Genomic DNA, 20,030 nt, shown 5'->3' on the forward strand with positions numbered 1-20,030 from the left:
ATGGATTTTAAGCAACTGCGTTATTTCGTCGCGGTGTATGAAGAAGGCCATGTGGGCCGTGCCGCTGAACGCCTGTCGATCTCCCAGCCAGCGCTCTCACAACAGATCCGCCAGTTGGAGCGCAACCTCGATGTGAGCCTGTTCGAACGCAGCAGCAAACGCCTGCTGCCCACCCTGGCCGCCCATACGCTGTACAACCATGCCTTGCCGCTGATCGATGGCATGCAGCAAGCCGTCGAAGCCTTGCGTAACTTCAAGGGCCAGGCCATGCGCACCCTGGCCATCGGCGTGCTGCAAACCGTGCACACCAGCCTGGTCCCGCAAATGCTCGAGCGCGTGCGCAAGGCCCAGCCGCACCTGGTGGTGCAGATCTACGAATTGACCGGGATCGAGATTGAACGGCGGTTGCTTAACGGCTCGCTGGACATCGGCATCAGCTATCTGCCACCACGCCAGCCGGGGCTGCACGGTGTGTTGTTGTACGAAGATGAATTGAAGATAGTCATCCCCGAGGGCCATCCCCTGCGCGAATTCAAGAAAGTCTCGCTGAAACAGGCCGCCGAACTGCCGATGTTGTTGCTGGGGGAAGAGTTCCAGGTTCGACAGATCTGGCAGGGTCAGTTATCCAACCTCGGACGCCGGCCGCAGGTACAGGCGGAGTTGAATACCATGGTGGGGATTCTCGACAGCTTGCCTAACACCAAATTGGCCACGGTGCTGCCGGGACGCTCCCAGGACGAACACAACAGCCAGTCGCTGCTCTGGAAACCCTTGAGTGAACCCAGGGTGCCGTTAAAGGTAGGTTTGGTGTGTCGCGATGTACAGCGCCAGCAGGCAACCATGGCGCTGCTGCGCACCTTGCTGGAAGACGTGATGAATGCGCCGCAGGCCCTGCCCTGAAATTCGGTGCCTGACTTTTTCGCGGGCAAAAGAAAACCCCGCCGAAGCGGGGCTTTGCAGACTGTTTCCCTGACATCCATTTCACTCCGCCATCCTGGCAGAATCCTACGTGTCCGTGTTGTTGCTTTGCGCTTCCTGCGCGACGTCCATGTGAAGTAGATTATCCGTGGATCCAATTTGGCGATAGAGGACGATTAGCAGTACGTCATGTAAGAGAATGCTTACACGCCCTCCAAGCCGTTAGAACAGTGCCTCATCCAGCAAAAACAGTGATTCGCTACCGGCTTTTACCGACGCACTCAGCGAGTGAATACGTGGCAACAGACGCGCAAAGTAGAAGCGCGCGGTGCCCAGCTTGCTGGCGTAGAAGTCTTCCTCAGTCTCTTTGCCCAACGCGGCCTTGGCCATGCGTGCCCACATATAGGCGTAGGCCATGTAACCAAATGCATGCAAATACTCCACCGAGGCTGCGCCGATCTCGTTCGGATTGGTCCTGGCACGATCCAGCACCCAGGCGGTCAATTCGTCCAGGTTATCCACCGCTGCGCCCAGTGGCTGGGTGAACTCCGCCAATTCGGGCCCCGCCGAGGCGATGAACTGGCGAATCTCGTCGGCGAACAAGGTGTAGAACGCACCGCCGCTGCCGACGATCTTGCGCCCCATCAAATCCAGTGCCTGGATGCCGTTGGTGCCTTCGTAGATCTGGGTGATGCGTACATCACGCACCAGTTGCTCCTGGCCCCACTCACGAATGTAACCGTGGCCACCAAACACTTGCTGGCCGAGCACGGTGGTTTCCAGGCCCAGGTCGCTGAGGAACGCCTTGGCGACCGGCGTCAACAAGGCCACCAGGTTATCGGCCCGCTCGCGGGCAGCGGCATCTTCACTGAACTTGGCGATGTCCAGCTGCGTCGCCACATAGGTGGAAAACGCGCGTCCGCCTTCGTTGGAGGCTTTCATGGTCAACAGCATACGGCGCACGTCGGGGTGGACGATGATCGGGTCGGCCACTTTGTCTTTGGCCTGGGCACCGGTCGGCGCACGGCTTTGCAGGCGGTCCCGCGCATATTCAATCGCGTTCTGGTAGGAGCGCTCGCCGGACGCCAGGCCCTGGATACCCACGCCAAGGCGCTCATAGTTCATCATGGTGAACATCGCCGCCAACCCACGGTTGGGTTCGCCCACCAGGTAGCCAACGGCTTCGTCGAAGTTCATCACGCAGGTGGCGGATGCCTGGATACCCATCTTGTGTTCGATGGAGCCGCAGCTCACCGGGTTGCGCGCGCCCAGGCTGCCGTCGGCGTTGACCATGAACTTCGGCACCAGGAACAGCGAAATCCCCTTGGGACCGGCCGGTGCGTCCGGCAGTTTGGCCAGCACCAGGTGAATGATGTTCTCGGTGAGGTCGTGTTCACCGCCAGTGATAAAGATCTTGGTTCCGCTGATCCTGTAGGAACCGTCTGCCTGCGGCTCGGCCTTGGTGCGGATAATCCCCAGGTCGGTACCCGCGTGTGCTTCCGTCAGGCACATGGAGCCTGCCCACTCGCCGGAATACATCTTCGGCAGGTAGATGGCCTTGAGTTCCTCGCTGGCATGGGTGTTGATCGACACGCAGGCGCCGGAGGTCAGCATCGGGTACAGGCCGAACGCCAGGCTTGACGAGTTGATCATCTCCTCGACCTGGGCCGATACCGCCTTGGGCATGCCCATGCCGCCAAACACGGGGTCGCCGCCTACGCCGACCCAGCCACCTTCAGCGTAGGTCTTGTAGGCCTGTGGATAACCATCCGGAGTAAACACCGCCGTGTTATCCCAGCGGCAGCCCTGTTCATCGCCGCCACGGCTGAGCGGGGCGATGGATTTGGCGGTGACCTTGCCGGCTTCTTCGAGGATGGCCTCTACGGTTTCGGCGTCAACGCTGTCTGCCAATGCCGGCAATTGGGCCCAAGTGGTGGCGACCTCAAAGACTTCGTTGAGGACGAAGCGCATATCACGCAGCGGCGCTTTGTAATCAGCCATGGCAAACCTCGTGAGAACGTGAAAAGTGATTCGATAGGATCGGTTTTACAGGCTCCGAGTGTACCCGAACAACTTTTCAGACACATAGGGTCCACTTGTGACTGACTGGTATTTTTAAGTCATCACAGCGCAAACGACTCCGCAGGCAGACTCATCAGGCATTCGCTGCCCGCTTCCACGGCGGCGCGGTGGGTTGCGGTACGTGGCAACAGGCGCTTGAAGTAAAAGTCGCAGGTCGCCAGCTTGGCCTTGGCGAAGTCAGTGTCATCGTGCGCCAGCGCTGCAATGGCCATCCGAAGCCACAGGTAGGCGAGGATGATGTAACCGCTGTACATCAAGTAATCCACCGCCGCTGCGCCCACCTCATCCGGGTTTTTCATCGCGGCCATACCGACCTGGGTAGTCAGCTCGCCCCATTCCTGATTCAGTTGATTAAGCTGCACCACATAGCCCTTGAGCTGCGCATGTTCGGCATTCGCCGCGCAAAACTTATGCACGATTTTGGTAAAGCCGCGCAGCAGCTTGCCCTGGCTGCCCAACACCTTGCGCCCCAGCAGGTCGAGGGCCTGGATGCCGTTGGTGCCTTCGTAGATCGGCGCAATCCGCGCATCGCGTGCCAGTTGTTCCATGCCCCACTCACGAATGTAGCCATGGCCGCCGAATATCTGCATGCCGTGGTTGGTCACCTCCAGCCCGGTGTCGGTCATAAAGGCTTTGCAGATGGGGGTGAGGAACGCCAACAGGTCTTCGGCCTCCTGGCGCTGGCCGGCGTCGCTGCAAAGGTGCGCGGTGTCGAGCAACTGCGCGGTGAAATAGGTCAGTGCGCGGTTGCCTTCGTTGAAGGCTTTCATGGTCAGCAGCATACGGCGCACATCGGGATGCACGATGATCGGGTCGGCGGCTTTCTCCGGGGCCTTGGCGCCGGTCAGCGCGCGCATTTGCAGGCGGTCGTTGGCGTACTTGATCGCGCCCTGGAAGCTCGCCTCGCCATTGCACAGGCCCTGCATGCCGGTGCCCAGGCGGGCGTGGTTCATCATGGTGAACATGCAGTTGAGGCCCTTGTTCGCCTCGCCAATCAAAAAGCCCTTGGCGCCGTCGAAGTTGAGCACGCACGTGGCCGAGGCCTTGATGCCCATCTTGTGCTCGATAGAGCCGCAGTGCACCGCATTGCGCTCAGCCGAATCCACATGGAACTTGGGCACGATAAACAACGAGATACCCTTGGTGCCCGCCGGCGCATCCGGCAGCTTGGCCAGCACCAGATGGATGATATTGGCGCTCATGTCGTGCTCACCGGCCGAGATGAAGATCTTGCTCCCGGTGATCGCGTAGCTGCCATCCGCCTGGGGCACGGCACGGGTCTTGATCAGGCCCAGGTCGGTGCCGCAATGGGCTTCGGTCAGGCACATGGTGCCGGTCCATTCGCCTGCGGTGAGTTTGCTCAGGAACGTGGCCTTCTGCTCTTCGGTGCCGTGGGCGTGGATCGCTGACATCGCGCCGTGGGTCAGGCCCGGATACATGCCCCACGAGGTGTTGCTGGAGCCGATCATCTCGCTGAGCACCAGGCCCAACGATTGCGGCAGGCCCTGGCCGCCGTAGGCCGGGTCTGCCGCCACACCGTGCCAGCCGCCCTCGACGTACTGGGCGAAGGCTTCCTTGAAGCCCTTGGGCGTCGTCACCACGCCGTTGTCGAAATGGCAGCCCTCCTCATCACCACTGCGGTTGAGTGGCGAAAGCACGTTCTCGCAGAATTTGGCACCTTCTTCCAGGATTGCACTGACCATGTCCGGACTGGCGTCCGTGGCGCCCAGGGCAGCGTAGTGGCCGTGGAAATCAAACACGTTGTCGATCAGAAAGCGCATGTCGCGCAGGGGAGCTTTGTACTCAGGCATGGCGATGTCTCCGGCAGCAGATCCTTTCAACCTACTGCCGGCCAGCGCCTCGGACAATCATTGTAGAACCGCTGAATACAGCGCCATCACTCAACCGGCAGCGCTCTGCATGCGCACCGCGCCACGGCGGGTCTGCCCGGCCGCAACCACACAGTTACGCCCCGCGCCCTTGGCGGCGTACAGCGCCTGGTCGGCGGACTTGAGCACTTCTTCCGCCGTGCGCTGGTCGATCTGGCGTTCGGCCACGCCGATGCTGACCGTCACAGACACACTCGACGCGCCGCTGCCCGCCCGGCGTTGACGGCCTTGTTGATCATCCTGGGGCCGGTCCGAATTACGCAGCTTGATGTCATAGTTGGCGACGATCTCGCGGATTTCCTCCAGGTGCGGCATGCACTCATCCAGGGTCTTGCCGGCGAACACCACGGCGAACTCTTCACCGCCGTAGCGGTAGGCACGCCCACCCCCATTGACCTTGGACAGCTTGCTCGCGACCAGGCGCAGCACCTGGTCGCCCACATCGTGACCATGGGTGTCATTGAAGCGCTTGAAGTGATCGACGTCGGTCATTGCCAGCACATAGTTGCGCCCCAGCCGCTGCATGCGTTCGTTCAGGGCACGGCGCCCCGGCAGGCCGGTCAGTTCGTCGCGGAACGCCATTTGATAAGCCTCGTGGGCCACGCCGGCGGCGATCATCAGCATGACCTGGCTGCACATGATATTCAGCGTGAACGGCAGGATGAAGGTCTGCGGCAACATCCAGAACATCCCCAGCAAGCCCACCAGTTGCGCTGCATGCAGCGGGCGCGGCTGGTACCAGTATTGCGCCGCCAGGGCGAGGAAGCCGACCAGGAACATCGGGTAAGACAACTGGATCAGGCTCATCCAGGTCCCATGCAGAGCGGGCCAGCGGATCTCCGCCAGCCAGTTCAGCAGTGCCTGGGGATAACTTTGCTCCAGGGCCAGCGCCACGCTGCCGATTGCCAGCAGCACCGCACAACGGGCAACGAAGTCGCGAAACAGGTGGGTCTTCTCCTGCCACAGCGCGTAGATGCTGAACAGCAACGGCAATAACAGGCAACACAGGTGAAACACCACGGCCGCGTCTTCGCGCACGCGGCCATTGTCGCGATAGAAATCGGTCTGGGTATCGAGCAGGAAGTAGGCGATGTACACCGTGATCATCAGGAACAATTCACGCTGACGGCGATAAACCGCGCAGTACGAACCGCCCAGCAACAGCACCAGGGTCGGCAACACATTGAACAGCGAGGTGAAGAAGACGCTGAGGTCCTTGACGTACGCAGCCGAGAGCCCGGCCAGCAACAGCAGCAACGAAGGAAGAAAGTGACTGAAACGTAAAGCAGACACGCGTGACAAGGGTAAAACTCCGACCCGCAAAAAGTAGTGGCACTGTGCCTTGATGCGAACAGTTAAGCACACCCTGCCCGTCATGTATCACATTGCCATCACTGTAACGGCAGCCGGAGAAAATCCCTGAGCGCTGCACTGTGTTTTTTATCCCCCAATGAAAAAACCGCCGCTCCCAAGGGAAGCGACGGTTTCAAATGAACCCGGTAAGGCTTAGTAAGCCAGGCCGAAGTCTTCTTCTTTCATGTCCATCAGGTTACTGGCGCCCGACAGCATGGTGGCCACGTGGGTACGGGTCCGCGGCAGGATGCGCTGGAAGTAGAAGCGCGCGGTTTGCAGCTTGGCGGTGTAGAACGCTTCTTCGCTGGTACCGGCGGCGAGTTTTTCGGCAGCCAGGCGCGCCATGTGGGCCCAGAAGTAAGCCAGGCACGCGTAACCGGAGTACATCAGGTAATCCACCGAAGCGGCCCCCACCTCTTCGCGGTCTTTCATTGCGGCCATGCCGACCTTCATGGTCAACTCGCCCCACTCTTTGTTCAGCGCAGCCAGCGGTGCCACGAATTCCTTGACCGCGTCGTTGCCTTCGTTGGCCTGGCAGAACTTGTGCACGATCTTGGTGAAGCCCTTGAGCGCTTCGCCCTGGGTCATCAGCACTTTACGGCCGAGCAGGTCCAGTGCCTGGATGCCGGTGGTGCCTTCGTACAGCATGGAGATACGGCTGTCGCGAACGTTCTGCTCCATGCCCCACTCGGCGATAAAGCCGTGGCCGCCATAGATCTGCACGCCGTGGTTGGCGGATTCAAAACCGACTTCGGTCATGAACGCCTTGGCAATCGGAGTCATGAATGCCAGCAGGCCGTCGGCCTGTTTCTTGGCCTCGTCGTCGGTGCCGTACTTGACGATGTCCACTTGCTTGGCGGTGAAGTACACCATCGCACGGTTACCTTCGGCGAAGGCTTTCATGGTCAGCAGCATGCGGCGCACGTCAGGGTGCACGATGATCGGGTCAGCGGCCTTTTCCGGCGCTTTCGGGCCAGTCAGGGAACGCATCTGCAAGCGATCGCGGGCGTATTTCAGGCCGCCCTGGAAGCCGATCTCGGCGTGGGCCAGGCCTTGCAGCGCGGTGCCCAGGCGAGCGGTGTTCATAAAGGTGAACATGCAGTTCAGGCCTTTGTTCGCCGGGCCGATCAGGAAACCGGTGGCCGCGTCGAAGTTCATCACACAGGTGGCGTTACCGTGGATACCCATCTTGTGTTCCAGGGAACCACAGCTCACGGCGTTGCGCGCACCGATCGAGCCGTCGGCGTTGGGCAGGAACTTGGGCACGATGAACAGCGAGATGCCTTTGGTACCCGCCGGTGCGTCCGGCAGGCGGGCCAGCACGATGTGGACGATGTTGTCGGCCATGTCGTGTTCACCGGCCGAGATGAAGATCTTGGTACCGGAGACTTTGTAGGAACCATCGGCCTGAGGCTCGGCCTTGGTGCGCAGCATGCCCAGGTCGGTACCGCAGTGTGGCTCGGTCAGGCACATGGTGCCGGTCCACTCGCCCGACACCAGCTTGGTCAGGTAAGCCTCTTGCTGCTCGGGGGTGCCATGCTCGGAAATGGTGTTCATCGCACCATGGGACAGGCCCGGGTACATGCCCCACGACCAGTTGGCTTCGCCGACCATTTCGCTCACGGCCAGGCCCAGGGATTCCGGCAGGCCTTGGCCACCGTGCTCCACGTCGTGGGCCAGGCTTGGCCAGCCGCCTTCGACAAATTGCTTGTAGGCTTCTTTGAAACCAGCAGGGGTTTTTACGCCAGACTCACTCCAGGTGCACCCTTCGATGTCACCCACGCGGTTCAACGGTGCCAGCACTTGCTCACAAAACTTGGCGCCTTCTTCGAGAATGGCGTCAACCATGTCCGGGGTAGCGTCCTGGCAAGCCGGCAGGCTTTGATAGTGCGCTTCATAGCCGAGCAGTTCGTCACGAACGAAGCGAATATCACGCAAGGGGGCCTTGTAGTCAGGCATAGCGATAAACCTCTGCTGATGTATCTGGAATGAACAACCGCGTGGATTTGTTATGGCGGTCAAACAGGTGTTTGAAACATACGTTTACGACCTGGGGATGTCAAGCGTCGTCCAGACACCGTTTGTCATGACGGGGGTCAATGGCAGGCATGGCGGGGCCTGCGGCGGGATGCCACAAGGTGTTCAGAAGAAAATGGAGGATTGCGCAAAGGCGACCAGCCCCAGGAAGAAGCCGGTCGTACGAAAGAGGGGTTAAGCGAAGGTGTCGATCAGGGTACCGAGCATTTCGTCTGAAGCCTTGGCGACCTTGGCGCCCAACTCCACTTGAAACTTGCCTTGGGCCATTTCAACCATATTGCTCGCCGAGTTCGTCGGCTGGGCGCGGTCATTGGCTTGCAACCGGTCGCGCTGTGCGTCCGACGGCTGGGTGGTCGCGGCGCTGGCAATCCTGCCGGCGGCCTGGTCGACACGGCTCTGCCCGGCCTGAATGGTGCTCAGCCCCGAGTAAAACGCGCTGCTGCCAGAGATGTCCATGGCTTCAACCTGCCTTTAGAGAATCGTGAAGTTGAATTGAAGCAGACATACTGGCAAAAAGCCCGTTAAAAACACTAATGGCATAATGCCTTGCCGATAGCCAGAATCAGTCAAGCAGGTCCAGTTGCAGGTACTCAGCTACCGCCTCGGCGCCGGCGTGCTTGAGCTTGGGCACTCGTCCAAGGCATGGCGCGGGCAAACGCTCGGCCAGGGTGGCGAGGTTTTCTTCCAGACGAGAGGTCTTGGGGTCGATGATATTCGCCACCCAACCGGCCAAGGGCAAACCGTCCCGGGCGATGGCTTCGGCGGTGAGCAAGGCATGGCTGATGCATCCCAGGCGCACGCCCACCACCAGGATCACCGGCAGTTGCAGCGCCATGGCCAGGTCCGACAGGTTGTCCTGGTCAGCCAACGGCACACGCCAACCGCCTGCGCCTTCGATGAGGGTGAAATCCGCCTGACGCGCCAGAATCTGCTGCATGGGTTTCAACAACGACTGCACCGTCAGCGCGACGCCGGCCTCCCGCGCGGCCAGATGGGGCGCGATGGCGGGTTCGAACGCCACCGGGTTGACCTCGGCATAACTCAACGGCAATGAACATTCGGCCAGCAGCGCCAGGGCATCGGCGTTGCGCAAGCCCTTGGCCGTGACCTGGCAGCCGGAAGCCACGGGTTTTCCCGCCGCAGTACTTTTGCCGGCTAGCCGAGCGGCGTGCAACAGGCCGGCGGCGATAGTGGTCTTGCCGACATCCGTATCGGTGCCGGTGATGAAATAGGCGGCGCTCATAGGGGCTTCTCCAGGACGGCGTACACCACTTGATAAGTGGCCGGCAGTCCCTCGGCCTGACGGAACTGCTCGTAGGCGTCTACCAGTGCAACAATCCGCGCACGGCCCGTCAACCCTCCCGGGCGGCCCGGATTGAGATTGTGCGCACCGAGCGCCTTGAGCTCATGGGTCAGGCTGCGCACATCCGGATAATGCAGCACATGGGCACGTCGCTCCAGGCTGACCACGCGCAAACCGCTGGCCGCGCACAACTGCTGGTACGCCTCGAAAGTGCGGAAGCGATTGACGTGCACCAGGCCATCCGCCGCCCGCCAGCTTTCGCGCAACTCATCCAGCGTCCCGACGCACAAACTGGCGAACGCCAGCACGCCACCCGGCTGCAGCACGCGATAGGCCTCGCTGAGCACCGCCTCGAAGTTCGCACACCACTGCACCGCCAGGCTGGAGAAGAGCAGCTCGAAGCTCTCGGCTTTCAGCGGCAAGCGTTCTGCATCACCCGCGACAAAATGATGTGCGCCACCCAAAGGCCGGGCATGGTTAAGCATGCCCTCGGCAATATCCAGCGCCACACCTTGGCTGGCGGGCAACAACTCGCCCAGCACACGGCTGAAATAACCCGTGCCGCAGCCCATATCCAGCCAGTGCCGTGGCGCACACGCTGATGGCAGCCGGGCCAGCAGCCCATGCCCTACGGCGCGCTGCAACTCGGCGACGCTGTCGTAACTGGCCGCCGCACGGGAAAACGACGCCGCCACCTGACGTTTGTCCGGCAAGGCGCCCGGCAGGGAGGGATGGGATAAATCAGTCATCGACGCACTCATGCAAAAAAGCCTGGATGGCCCCCGCCACACCGTGGGGGTCTTCCAGAAGAAAAGCGTGACCAGCCTGTTCAATCAGGCCGATTTCCACATCCGGCAGCAGCCTCAGCAGGTCGCTGGCGGCTTCGGCGGGCACCAATCCGTCCATGCCGGCGAACAGGTGCAACTGTGGGCCGCGATAAGCCAGCAAGGCTTCGCGGGTATCCAGTTGGGCCAGCAGTTCCAGACCGGGCATCAACACGCTGGACGCTGAATGCGGCGCGCCACTGACCAGCAGGCGCGACAGCCCCCGCGGGTCCTCGGCGCCCTTGGCGCACAACAGGCCGAAGCGCTTGAGGGTGACTTGGGAGTCGGCATGGCAGCCGGCCAGGAACGCATCGAAGGTCGCGGCGGGCATCCCATGGGGCCAGCCGTCGTGTGCGACGAAGCACGGGTTGCTCGCCAGGGTCAGCAAGCCGCAGCAACGCTCGCCGCGCCGCGCCGCCAGTTCGGCAGCGAGCATGCCGCCCAGGGACCAGCCGCCCAGCCAGGCGTTGTCGGGCAGGGTAGCGTCGAGTTCGTCGAGCCATTCATCGAGGTCGCTGGAAGCAAGCGCCGGCAATGGCTCGACCTGCACCTGCAGGTGTGCGTCCAGGCCACGCAAGGCGGCGGCCAAAGGCTCCAGCGGTGATACGCCGAGACCCCAGCCGGGCAGCAGGATCAGTCGATCACGCATGGTCGGGCTCCGTGGCACCAGACAAGCGGAAACACTCTTCCAATGCGTTTAACAATAGCTGTACCTGCGCCTCGCTGTGGGCTGCGGTCAAGGTCACGCGCAAACGCGCGCTGCCGGCGGGTACGGTGGGTGGGCGGATCGCCGTGACCATCAGGCCCCGCTCACGCAGCATCTGCGACAGTCGCACGGCCTTGGCACTGTCGCCGATCAGGATCGGCTGGATCGGTGTAAAGCTGTCCATCAAGTCCAGGCCAAGCTGCTCGGCGCCCTGGCGAAACTGACGAATCAGGCGGTCGAGGTGCTCGCGCCGCCAATGTTCGGTGCGTAGCAGCTCCAGGCTTTTCAGGGTGGCGCAGGCCAGCGCCGGCGGTTGGCTGGTGGTGTAGATATACGGCCGGGCAAACTGGATCAGGCTTTCGATCAGGTCCTCACTGCCCGCGACAAACGCGCCCGCCGTGCCGAACGCTTTGCCCAGGGTGCCGACCAATACCGGCACGTCGTCCTGGCTCAAGCCGAAATGCTCGACGATCCCGCCGCCATTAGCGCCGAGCGGACCAAAGCCATGGGCATCATCCACCATCAACCAGGCGCCTTTGGCCCTGGCTGCACGGGCCAGTGCCGGCAGGTCGGCCAGGTCGCCGTCCATGCTGAACACACCATCGGTGACCACCAGCGTATTACCGGTGGCTTTCTCCAGGCGCTTGGCCAGGCTGATCGCATCGTTGTGCAGGTAGCGATTGAAGCGCGCACCGGACAGCAAGCCGGCATCCAGCAGCGAGGCATGGTTGAGACGGTCTTCCAGCACCGTATCGCCCTGCCCCACCAACGCCGTGACCGCACCGAGGTTGGCCATGTAGCCGGTGGTAAACAGCAGCGCACGCGGGCGGCCAGTGAGATCGGCCAGCGCCTCCTCCAGTTCATGGTGCGGCGTGGAATGGCCCACCACCAAGTGCGAGGCACCGCCGCCCACGCCCCAATGGGACGCCCCGGCGCGCCAGGCCTCGATCACTTGCGGGTGATTGGCCAGGCCCAGGTAATCGTTATTGCAGAATGCCAGGAGGGGTTGACCGTCAACCACCACCGCCGGGCCTTGGGGGCTCTGGAGCAGCGGGCGTTGACGGTAAAGGTGTTCGGCACGGCGGGCAGCGAGGCGCGCGGAGAGATCAAAAGACATGCAGGCCTCGGGGTGGCAGGTGCAACTCGGTCAAAACATATGGGAATCAAACAACGGCGTTATAGAACTGCTCGCTGCTCTTCTGCTCCACCAACGCCTGTTCGATGGCCGCCTGGTGCACTTCATCCGCATGCTCTTCACGGGCTTCCGGCAGGATGCCCAGGCGCGAGAACAGTTGCATGTCCTTGTCGGCCTGAGGGTTGGCGGTGGTCAGCAGTTTGTCGCCGTAGAAGATCGAGTTGGCACCGGCAAAGAACGCCAGGGCCTGCATCTGCTCGTTCATCGCTTCGCGCCCCGCCGACAGGCGCACATGGGATTGCGGCATCAGGATGCGCGCCACGGCCAGCATGCGGATGAAATCGAACGGGTCGATGTCCTCGGCATTTTCCAACGGTGTGCCGGCGACTTTCACCAGCATGTTGATCGGCACCGACTCCGGATGCTCCGGCAGGTTGGCCAACTGGATCAGCAGGTTGGCGCGGTCATCAAGGGACTCGCCCATGCCAAGGATGCCGCCGGAGCAGATCTTCATCCCCGACTCACGCACATAGGCCAGGGTTTGCAGGCGCTCGCTGTAGGTACGGGTGGTGATGATACTGCCGTAGAACTCCGGCGACGTATCCAGGTTGTGGTTGTAGTAATCCAGGCCGGCCTGGGCCAGGGCTGCCGTCTGGTCCTGGTCGAGACGGCCGAGGGTCATGCAGGTTTCCAGGCCCATGGCCTTCACGCCTTTGACCATCTGCAGCACATAAGGCATGTCTTTGGCCGACGGGTGTTTCCAGGCGGCGCCCATGCAGAAACGGGTCGAACCGATGGCCTTGGCGCGAGCGGCCTCTTCGAGGACCTTCTGCACCTCCATCAGCTTTTCTTTTTCCAGGCCCGTGTTGTAGTGGCCCGACTGCGGACAATATTTGCAATCTTCCGGGCAGGCACCGGTCTTGATCGACAGCAGGGTCGACACCTGTACACGGTTGGCATCGAAATGCGCGCGGTGCACGGTCTGCGCCTGGAACAACAGGTCATTGAACGGCTGCACGAACAACGCTTTGACTTCGGCTAAGGACCAATCGTGACGCAAGGTGGCGGTGGTGCTGGCGCTCATGGGCGATTCCTTGATTATGCTTTGGCAAGCGCTGCGGGAAGGGGCAATACCCACAGACACGACACGGATGCTCGGCATATTTAAGGAAGATTCATGCACTGTCAACCAAGCTACAAACACGAAGTTTACATCTGGTCAAAAAACATACAGACATGTTTAATCTGCGACGAGACGACTGAAACCGCCGACTGTGTCTGCAACGTCTGCGAAACCGAGCTGCCCTGGCTGATGGAGCATTGCGAAATCTGCGCCCTGCCTTTGGCGATGGACGGCCTGGTCTGCGGCCAGTGCCTGAGACAACCGCCCGCCTTTAAACACGTGATCGCCCCCTGGACCTACAGCTTTCCGGTGGACACCCTGATCAGTCGCTTCAAGCACCAGGCACGCTGGCCCCTCGGGCATATGCTGGGGCGCTTGCTGGGGCACTACTTGCAACATCGCTTCGACAACCACTCACTCACCCGCCCGGACATGCTGCTGCCAGTGCCCATGGCCCGCAGGCGCCTGCGTGAACGGGGCTATAATCAGGCGCTGATGCTGGCGCGCTGGCTCAGCGTCGACCTCGACCTTCCCCACGATGAACATCTATTGCTACGCCCTTATGAAACCGTCGCGCAGCAAGCCCTCGACGCCAAGACGCGCAAGCGCAACCTGCTCAACGCCTTCGCCCTGGCCCCGGGTGCCGAGGTGCGCGGCCGCCACCTGGCACTGGTGGACGACGTGCTCACCACCGGCGCCACCGCCCACAGCCTGGCGCGGTTATTGATCAACGCCGGCGCGCGACAGGTAGACGTGTACTGCCTGGCCCGCACGCCAAAGCCTGGCACTTGACTCTCATGCCTCGCGGCCGCAACGTCCGCTCATCCCACCACAGCGAATGCCCATGTCCCTACCGACGCTGCTCAGCCAACATATTGTCCGCCGCCCCCAGCGTATCGCCCTGCTGGGGCATATCGCCGAGCAGGGCTCCATCACCCGCGCAGCCAAAAGTGCGGGCTTGAGCTACAAGGCCGCCTGGGACGCCATCGACGAGCTGAACAACCTGGCGCAAAAACCCTTGGTCGAACGCAGTGTCGGCGGCAAGGGCGGCGGCGGCGCCAAACTCACGGCCGAGGGTGAACGGGTGTTGCGCCTCTACCAGCGCCTGCAAGTGTTGCAGGCCGAAGTGCTCGGCTCGGACGAGGCCGCCAGCGACTTCAACCTGCTCGGCCGCTTGATGCTGCGCACCAGCGCCCGTAACCAGTTGCATGGTCAGGTCATTGCGATTGAACAGCGTGGCCGCAACGACCTGATTCACTTGCAGCTCGCCGGAGGGCTGACCCTGGCGGCGCAAATCACCCATGACAGTACGCAACGGCTGGAGCTGGAAGTCGGCGTGGAAGTCGTTGCGCTGATCAAGGCCGGCTGGCTGGAATTGCTGGCGCCCGACAAACCTGCAACACCTGGACACAATTGCATGAGCGGGACCGTAGACGCGATTCTCGCCGCCGAGGACGGCCCCAGCGAAGTGCGCATCGCCCTGCCCAATGGCCAGGTTTTATGCGCCTTGGCGCAGCCCGCCGCGCTCGAGGCCCTGGGCGCCGCCGCTGGCAGGACGCTCCAAGTGCAGTTTGCCGCCAGCAATGTGCTGCTCGGCACGCCGGTCTGAGCCGAGTAGCTCTTCAAACTGCAACAATTTCGTCACGCCCGCTCCTTATGGTGTCTGCAAAAACCGCAGGGAGCCTGACATGAACCTATTAGAAGAAAACCAAGCCACCGACCTCGAACAGATGGTCGGCCTTACCCGCCGCCGCTTCATCGGTGCCGGCGCCCTGTGCGGTGCGGCGATGTTCCTCGGTGGCAACCTGCTGAGCCGCAGCGCCCTGGCCGTCAACGCCGCCTCCGCCAGCCCGCTGCTGGGCTTTACCAGCATCGCTGCGGCCACCAGCGACACCATCACCCTGCCGCCGGGCTACAGCGCTTCGGTGCTGATCAGCTGGGGCCAGCCGCTGCACAAGAGCGCGCCGGCCTTCGACCCGTCCGGCAACGGCACCGCCAAAGCCCAGGAACAACAGTTCGGCGACAACAACGACGGCATGAGCCTGTTCGCCTTCCCCGGCGACGACAACCGCGCGCTGATGGCAATCAACAACGAATACACCAACTACCGCTACCTCTTCGCCCACGGCGGCGCGCCGCAATCGGCCGAAGACGTGCACAAGGCCCAGGCCAGTGAAGGTGTGTCGGTGATCGAAGTGCGGCGCAAGGGCGATACCTGGCAGTTCGTCCAGGACTCGCGCTACAACCGGCGCATCCACGGCAACTCGCCGATCCGCCTGAGCGGCCCCGCCGCCGGCCACGAATGGTTGAAAACCAGCGCCGACAAGTCCGGCAAAAAAGCCCTCGGCACCTTCCAGAACTGCGCCAACGGCCAGACCCCATGGGGCACTTACCTGACCTGCGAAGAGAACTTCACCGACTGCTTTGGCAGCAGCAACCCCCAGCAAGCGTTCGATGCCGGGCAGAAACGCTACGGCGTGGTGGCCGCCAGCAAAGAGATCAACTGGCACCTGCACGACCCGCGCTTCGACCTGGCCAAGAACCCCAATGAACTCAACCGCCACGGCTGGGTCGTGGAAATCGACCCGTTCGACCCGCAATCCACCCCGGCAAAACGCACCGCCCTGGGCCGCTTCAAGCACGAGAACGCCGCCCTGGCGCAAACCCGTGACGGCCGCGCCGTGGTGTACATGGGCGACGACGAGCGCGGCGAGTTCATCTACAAGTTCGTCAGCCGCGACAAGATCAACCACAAGAGCCCCAAGGCCAACAAAGACCTGCTCGACCACGGCACCTTGTACGTGGCTATCTTCGATGCGGGCGATGGCAACGCCGATCATCCGAAGGGCAAAGGGCAATGGGTCGAGCTGACCCATGGCAAAAACGGCATCGACGCCAGCACCGGCTTCGCCAGCCAGGCCGAAGTGCTGATCCACGCGCGCCTGGCCGCCAGTGTGGTCAAAGCCACGCGCATGGACCGCCCGGAATGGATCGTGGTCAGCCCCACCGACGGCCAGGTCTACTGCACCCTGACCAACAACGCCAAGCGCGGCGAAGACGGCCAACCGGTGGGCGGGCCCAACCCGCGTGAGAAAAACGTCTACGGCCAGATCCTGCGCTGGAAGGCCAACGCCGATGACCATGGCGCCGCGGACTTCAGCTGGGACCTGTTTGTGGTGGCCGGCAACCCTGGCGTGCACGCCGGCAAGCCCAAGGGCGGATCGTCCAACATCAACCCGCAGAACATGTTCAACAGCCCCGATGGCCTGGGTTTCGACAAGGCCGGGCGCCTGTGGATCCTCACCGACGGCGACTACAGCAACGCGGGCGACTTCGCCGGCATGGGCAACAACCAGATGCTCTGCGCCGACCCGGCGACCGGCGAAATCCGCCGCTTCATGGTTGGGCCGGTGGCCTGTGAAGTGACGGGGATCAGCTTTTCGCCGGATCAGAAAACCCTGTTTGTGGGGATCCAGCACCCGGGTGAAACCGGGGGTTCGACCTGGCCGGAGCATCTGCCGAATGGCAAGCCGCGCTCCTCGGTGATGGCGATTCGGCGGGATGATGGCGGGATTGTCGGTGCCTGATAGACCGCCCCACTGTAGGAGCGGGCTTGCCCGCGAAGATCGTCAGCGATAACGCAGCGGAACCTGACACTCCACTGCGCGCTCAGGTTTTTCGCGAGCAAGCTCGCTCCTACAGCGGTACCATACTCGGCCGGAAGCGGCGCCCTGCTGCCCGCAGGAGTTCCCATGGCCCATCCGTTTGAAACCCTCACCCCTGATCTGGTGCTCGATGCCGTCGAAAGCATCGGTTTCCTCAGCGATGCTCGCGTCCTGGCGCTCAACAGCTACGAAAACCGCGTGTATCAGGTGGGCATCGAAGACTCCGAGCCGCTGATCGCCAAGTTCTATCGCCCCCAGCGCTGGACCAACGACGCGATCCTTGAAGAACACCGCTTCACCTTCGAACTGGCCGAATGCGAAGTGCCGGTCGTCGCGCCGATGATTCATAACGGCAAAAGCCTGTTCGAACACGAAGGTTTCCGCTTCACCCTGTTCCCCCGCCGTGGCGGCCGTGCGCCGGAGCCGGGCAACCTTGACCAGCTGTATCGTCTGGGTCAGCTACTCGGCCGTTTGCACGCCGTGGGGTCTACCCGCCCGTTCGAACACCGCGAAGCCTTGGGTGTGAAGAACTTCGGCCACGACTCCCTCACTACCCTGCTCGAAGGCAATTTCATTCCCAAGAGCCTGCTGCCAGCCTACGAGTCCGTGGCCCGCGACCTGCTCAAGCGCGTGGAAGAGGTGTACAAAGCCACGCCGCACAAGAACATCCGCATGCACGGCGATTGCCACCCCGGCAACATGATGTGCCGCGATGAGATGTTCCACATCGTCGACCTCGACGACTGCCGCATGGGCCCGGCGGTGCAGGACTTATGGATGATGCTCGCCGGTGATCGCCAGGAATGCCTGGGCCAGCTGTCGGAACTGATGGACGGCTACCAGGAATTCCACGACTTCGACCCGCGTGAACTGGCGCTGATCGAGCCGCTGCGCGCGTTGCGCCTGATGCACTACAGCGCGTGGCTGGCACGGCGCTGGGATGACCCGGCGTTCCCCCACAGCTTCCCGTGGTTCGGCAGCGAGCGGTATTGGGGCGACCAGGTGCTGGCGCTGCGCGAGCAACTCTCAGCGCTCAACGAAGAACCCCTCAAACTCTTCTGAAATCGCCGCTCGCTCCTGTAGGAGCGAGCTTGCTCGCGAAAACCCTGAGGGCGCCGCGTGCAGTCAGGATGCCCGCGTTATCGTTAACGATCTTCGCGAGCAAGCTCGCTCCTACAGAAGGGTAATCCCATTGGTTGACAAATATCCTTACAATCGCGCTTTGTTAGCTGCCTAAGCAAGGATTACGCATGCAAGCCGCCAACCCCCGCAAGGGGTACATCCTGGGCCTGAGCGCCTATGTCATCTGGGGTCTGTTCCCGCTCTACTTCAAAGCCATCGCCAGTGTGCCCGCCGCCGAAATCATCGTGCACCGGGTGCTGTGGTCGGCGCTGTTCGGTGGTTTGCTGCTGATGGTGTGGAAGCACCCCGGCTGGTTTCGCGAACTGCGCGACAACCCCCAGCGCCTGGCAATCCTGGCCCTCAGCGGTTCGTTGATCGCCGGTAACTGGCTGACCTATGTGTGGTCGGTGAACAGCGGGCGAATGCTTGAAGCCAGCCTGGGTTACTACATCAACCCACTGGTGAATGTGCTGCTGGGCATGCTGTTGCTCGGCGAGCGCCTGCGTCGCCTGCAATGGGTGGCCGTGGGGCTGGCCGCAGTGGGTGTGGCGCAACAGGTCTGGCAGGTGGGCAGCTTGCCGTGGGTATCGTTGGTACTGGCGCTGACCTTCGGTTTCTACGGCCTGATCCGCAAGCAGGCGCCGGTCAAGGCGCTGCCGGGGCTGGTGGTGGAGACCTGGATGCTGGTGCCGATTGCGGTGGCCTGGTTGTTGTTCAACCCGTCGGCCCACAGTGCGCAACTGGCGTTCTGGAGCACATCCGAAGCCTGGTGGCTGGTGGCGGCCGGTCCGGTGACGTTGATCCCGTTGGTGTGCTTCAACGCCGCAGCACGGCATTTGCCTTACACCGCCTTGGGCTTTTTACAGTATGTGGCACCGACCCTGGTGTTGCTGGAAGCGGTGCTGCTGTTCGGTGAGCACCTGGCAGCGAGCACGCTGATCGCCTTTGCCTTTATCTGGGCCGGGCTGGTGGTCTACAGCGTCGATGCCTGGTTGAGCGTGCGCAAACGCTGATCAAATAACGTACAAACCTCTGCAAGCCCCAGCCGGCCTGGCTTGCAGAGATCCACCCCAAGGTTACCCACAACCTGGTCCCCGTCATTTGTGCACAAGCCCTTGAAACTGCTCGTTTTTTGCTCAGCTGGCGGAGAAGCCCGGTGGACGTGGCCTGGCGCCGGGTCTCTACAGGTTATCCACAGGTCCATGCAAGATTTCCATGCATAACCTTGAGGGTGGTTATTCCTCGCTGTGCAGTTCCACCATCAGATCATCCGCCAGGGTTTCCAGGGATTCCTGCAACGCCTCCAAGGACAAGCTCGATGGCACCTGCAACAACGCCTCGGCGCTGAACAGCGGATCACCGCTCATCGGTGCCGGGCGTACATCGGTGCTCAAGCGCTCCAGGTTGACACCCTGTTTGCTCAACAGCGCCGTGATCTCGCGCACGATGCCCGAACGGTCGTTGCCCAGCAGCGTCATCACAATCGACTTGGACGCCGATGCCTGGCCACTGCTGCCCTCGCCCACCAGCACGCGAATACCGTGTGTGGATAAATCCTCCAAAGCCCCCACCAAGGCCTGACGACTCTCGGCAGGCACGCTGACCCGCAGGATCCCGGCGAACTGCCCGGCCATATGCGCCATTCGGCTTTCCAGCCAATTGCCGCCGTGGGCCGCAATGTTCTGCGCGATGCGTTCCACCAGGCCGGGTTTGTCGGCGGCGATAATAGTGAGTACAAGATGGTCCATGGCGAAGCCCTCTGAATTCAATCTACAAGGTGGACCCGGGGGCCCGTGAAAACAAATCGTGTACCATTTTTATTTTTATCTGGAACAATCCAATAGTTTTTTGAGAACATCCGGTTCTCCGCTGT

Annotated in this window: 17 protein-coding genes; 6 read left to right on the top strand and 11 right to left on the bottom strand. The window is 62.0% G+C overall.

All coding sequences use genetic code 11. From position 1 onward, the window contains the following. Entirely contained in the window at window positions 1-900 is a 900-nt protein-coding gene (locus tag BFP99_RS13805) for a LysR family transcriptional regulator (RefSeq protein ID WP_065947466.1), read from the top strand. A 240-nt stretch (window positions 901-1,140) separates the two neighbouring features. Here BFP99_RS13805 and BFP99_RS13810 read toward each other — a convergent pair whose 3' ends face one another. From BFP99_RS13810 to bioB, 10 genes are all read right to left on the bottom strand, one after another. Further along, window positions 1,141-2,919 (bottom strand): acyl-CoA dehydrogenase C-terminal domain-containing protein, encoded by a 1,779-nt coding sequence (locus BFP99_RS13810; protein WP_065925409.1) that lies wholly within the window; start codon window positions 2,917-2,919, stop codon window positions 1,141-1,143. A 122-nt stretch (window positions 2,920-3,041) separates the two neighbouring features. Continuing rightward, on the bottom strand, window positions 3,042-4,811 hold the full coding sequence (locus BFP99_RS13815; protein WP_065947467.1) for an acyl-CoA dehydrogenase C-terminal domain-containing protein: 1,770 nt from the start codon (window positions 4,809-4,811) through the stop codon (window positions 3,042-3,044). Window positions 4,812-4,901: 90 nt separating this feature from the next. Then, window positions 4,902-6,191, bottom strand: coding sequence for a GGDEF domain-containing protein (locus tag BFP99_RS13820; RefSeq protein WP_065925411.1), 1,290 nt, complete (start codon window positions 6,189-6,191; stop codon window positions 4,902-4,904). Window positions 6,192-6,395: 204 nt separating this feature from the next. After that, on the bottom strand, window positions 6,396-8,201 hold the full coding sequence (locus tag BFP99_RS13825) for a phenylacyl-CoA dehydrogenase (protein WP_065947468.1): 1,806 nt from the start codon (window positions 8,199-8,201) through the stop codon (window positions 6,396-6,398). A 252-nt stretch (window positions 8,202-8,453) separates the two neighbouring features. Continuing rightward, window positions 8,454-8,735, bottom strand: coding sequence for a pyrroloquinoline quinone biosynthesis protein PqqE (locus BFP99_RS13835; RefSeq protein WP_065925412.1), 282 nt, complete (start codon window positions 8,733-8,735; stop codon window positions 8,454-8,456). Window positions 8,736-8,841: 106 nt separating this feature from the next. Further along, window positions 8,842-9,522: a dethiobiotin synthase gene (gene bioD, locus BFP99_RS13840; protein WP_065925413.1), complete on the bottom strand. Its 681-nt coding sequence runs from the start codon at window positions 9,520-9,522 to the stop codon at window positions 8,842-8,844. Continuing rightward, window positions 9,519-10,331, bottom strand: coding sequence for a malonyl-ACP O-methyltransferase BioC (bioC, locus tag BFP99_RS13845; RefSeq protein WP_065925414.1), 813 nt, complete (start codon window positions 10,329-10,331; stop codon window positions 9,519-9,521). Before bioC ends, bioD begins: the two co-directional genes overlap by 4 nt. Beyond that, the gene (locus BFP99_RS13850; protein ID WP_065925415.1) at window positions 10,324-11,055 is read right to left on the bottom strand and encodes an alpha/beta fold hydrolase; all 732 of its coding nucleotides are present in this window, start codon (window positions 11,053-11,055) and stop codon (window positions 10,324-10,326) included. The genes bioC and BFP99_RS13850 overlap by 8 nt, the downstream gene beginning before the upstream one ends. Continuing rightward, window positions 11,048-12,229, bottom strand: coding sequence for an 8-amino-7-oxononanoate synthase (bioF, locus tag BFP99_RS13855; RefSeq protein WP_065925416.1), 1,182 nt, complete (start codon window positions 12,227-12,229; stop codon window positions 11,048-11,050). The genes BFP99_RS13850 and bioF overlap by 8 nt, the downstream gene beginning before the upstream one ends. 46 nt (window positions 12,230-12,275) lie before the next feature. After that, complete coding sequence (bioB, locus tag BFP99_RS13860; RefSeq protein ID WP_065925417.1) at window positions 12,276-13,331, bottom strand: biotin synthase BioB; 1,056 nt, start codon at window positions 13,329-13,331, stop codon at window positions 12,276-12,278. A gap of 93 nt (window positions 13,332-13,424) precedes the next feature. On the opposite strand from bioB, the gene BFP99_RS13865 reads away from it, so the two are divergent. The 5 genes from BFP99_RS13865 (at window position 13,425) to rarD (ending at window position 19,170) form a co-directional block, all read left to right on the top strand. Then, window positions 13,425-14,162, top strand: a complete 738-nt coding sequence (locus BFP99_RS13865; RefSeq protein ID WP_065925418.1) for a ComF family protein — start codon at window positions 13,425-13,427, stop codon at window positions 14,160-14,162. Window positions 14,163-14,214: 52 nt separating this feature from the next. Beyond that, on the top strand, window positions 14,215-14,979 hold the full coding sequence (locus tag BFP99_RS13870) for a TOBE domain-containing protein (protein WP_065925419.1): 765 nt from the start codon (window positions 14,215-14,217) through the stop codon (window positions 14,977-14,979). Between the two features lie 79 nt (window positions 14,980-15,058). After that, window positions 15,059-16,957, top strand: coding sequence for a PhoX family protein (locus BFP99_RS13875; RefSeq protein WP_065947470.1), 1,899 nt, complete (start codon window positions 15,059-15,061; stop codon window positions 16,955-16,957). 165 nt (window positions 16,958-17,122) lie between these two features. After that, a complete protein-coding gene (locus BFP99_RS13880) occupies window positions 17,123-18,097 on the top strand; it encodes a serine/threonine protein kinase (protein WP_065925421.1) in 975 nt (324 codons plus the stop codon). Between the two features lie 188 nt (window positions 18,098-18,285). Then, a complete protein-coding gene (gene rarD / locus BFP99_RS13885; RefSeq protein ID WP_065947471.1) occupies window positions 18,286-19,170 on the top strand; it encodes an EamA family transporter RarD in 885 nt (294 codons plus the stop codon). 222 nt (window positions 19,171-19,392) lie between these two features. Here the strand turns inward: rarD and BFP99_RS13890 are convergent, their stop codons facing one another. Next, on the bottom strand, window positions 19,393-19,905 hold the full coding sequence (locus BFP99_RS13890; RefSeq protein WP_027605957.1) for a glycine cleavage system protein R: 513 nt from the start codon (window positions 19,903-19,905) through the stop codon (window positions 19,393-19,395). Between the last annotated feature and the right edge of the window lie 125 nt (window positions 19,906-20,030).

This window comes from Pseudomonas sp. 1 R 17, from assembly GCF_900067035.1.
GTDB lineage: Bacteria > Pseudomonadota > Gammaproteobacteria > Pseudomonadales > Pseudomonadaceae > Aquipseudomonas > Aquipseudomonas marginalis.

Bases quoted from the DNA above. Each gene is read 5' to 3' on its own strand.
- bioD (WP_065925413.1), bottom strand. From the start codon at position 9,522: ATGAGCGCCGCCTATTTCATCACCGGCACCGATACGGATGTCGGCAAG.
- BFP99_RS13835 (WP_065925412.1), bottom strand. From the start codon at position 8,735: ATGGACATCTCTGGCAGCAGCGCGTTTTACTCGGGGCTGAGCACCATT.
- rarD (WP_065947471.1), top strand. From the start codon at position 18,286: ATGCAAGCCGCCAACCCCCGCAAGGGGTACATCCTGGGCCTGAGCGCC.
- BFP99_RS13805 (WP_065947466.1), top strand. From the start codon at position 1: ATGGATTTTAAGCAACTGCGTTATTTCGTCGCGGTGTATGAAGAAGGC.
- BFP99_RS13875 (WP_065947470.1), top strand. From the start codon at position 15,059: ATGAACCTATTAGAAGAAAACCAAGCCACCGACCTCGAACAGATGGTC.
- BFP99_RS13825 (WP_065947468.1), bottom strand. From the start codon at position 8,201: ATGCCTGACTACAAGGCCCCCTTGCGTGATATTCGCTTCGTTCGTGAC.
- BFP99_RS13815 (WP_065947467.1), bottom strand. From the start codon at position 4,811: ATGCCTGAGTACAAAGCTCCCCTGCGCGACATGCGCTTTCTGATCGAC.
- bioF (WP_065925416.1), bottom strand. From the start codon at position 12,229: ATGTCTTTTGATCTCTCCGCGCGCCTCGCTGCCCGCCGTGCCGAACAC.
- BFP99_RS13890 (WP_027605957.1), bottom strand. From the start codon at position 19,905: ATGGACCATCTTGTACTCACTATTATCGCCGCCGACAAACCCGGCCTG.
- BFP99_RS13810 (WP_065925409.1), bottom strand. From the start codon at position 2,919: ATGGCTGATTACAAAGCGCCGCTGCGTGATATGCGCTTCGTCCTCAAC.
- BFP99_RS13870 (WP_065925419.1), top strand. From the start codon at position 14,215: ATGTCCCTACCGACGCTGCTCAGCCAACATATTGTCCGCCGCCCCCAG.
- BFP99_RS13880 (WP_065925421.1), top strand. From the start codon at position 17,123: ATGGCCCATCCGTTTGAAACCCTCACCCCTGATCTGGTGCTCGATGCC.
- BFP99_RS13865 (WP_065925418.1), top strand. From the start codon at position 13,425: ATGCACTGTCAACCAAGCTACAAACACGAAGTTTACATCTGGTCAAAA.
- bioC (WP_065925414.1), bottom strand. From the start codon at position 10,331: ATGACTGATTTATCCCATCCCTCCCTGCCGGGCGCCTTGCCGGACAAA.
- BFP99_RS13850 (WP_065925415.1), bottom strand. From the start codon at position 11,055: ATGCGTGATCGACTGATCCTGCTGCCCGGCTGGGGTCTCGGCGTATCA.
- bioB (WP_065925417.1), bottom strand. From the start codon at position 13,331: ATGAGCGCCAGCACCACCGCCACCTTGCGTCACGATTGGTCCTTAGCC.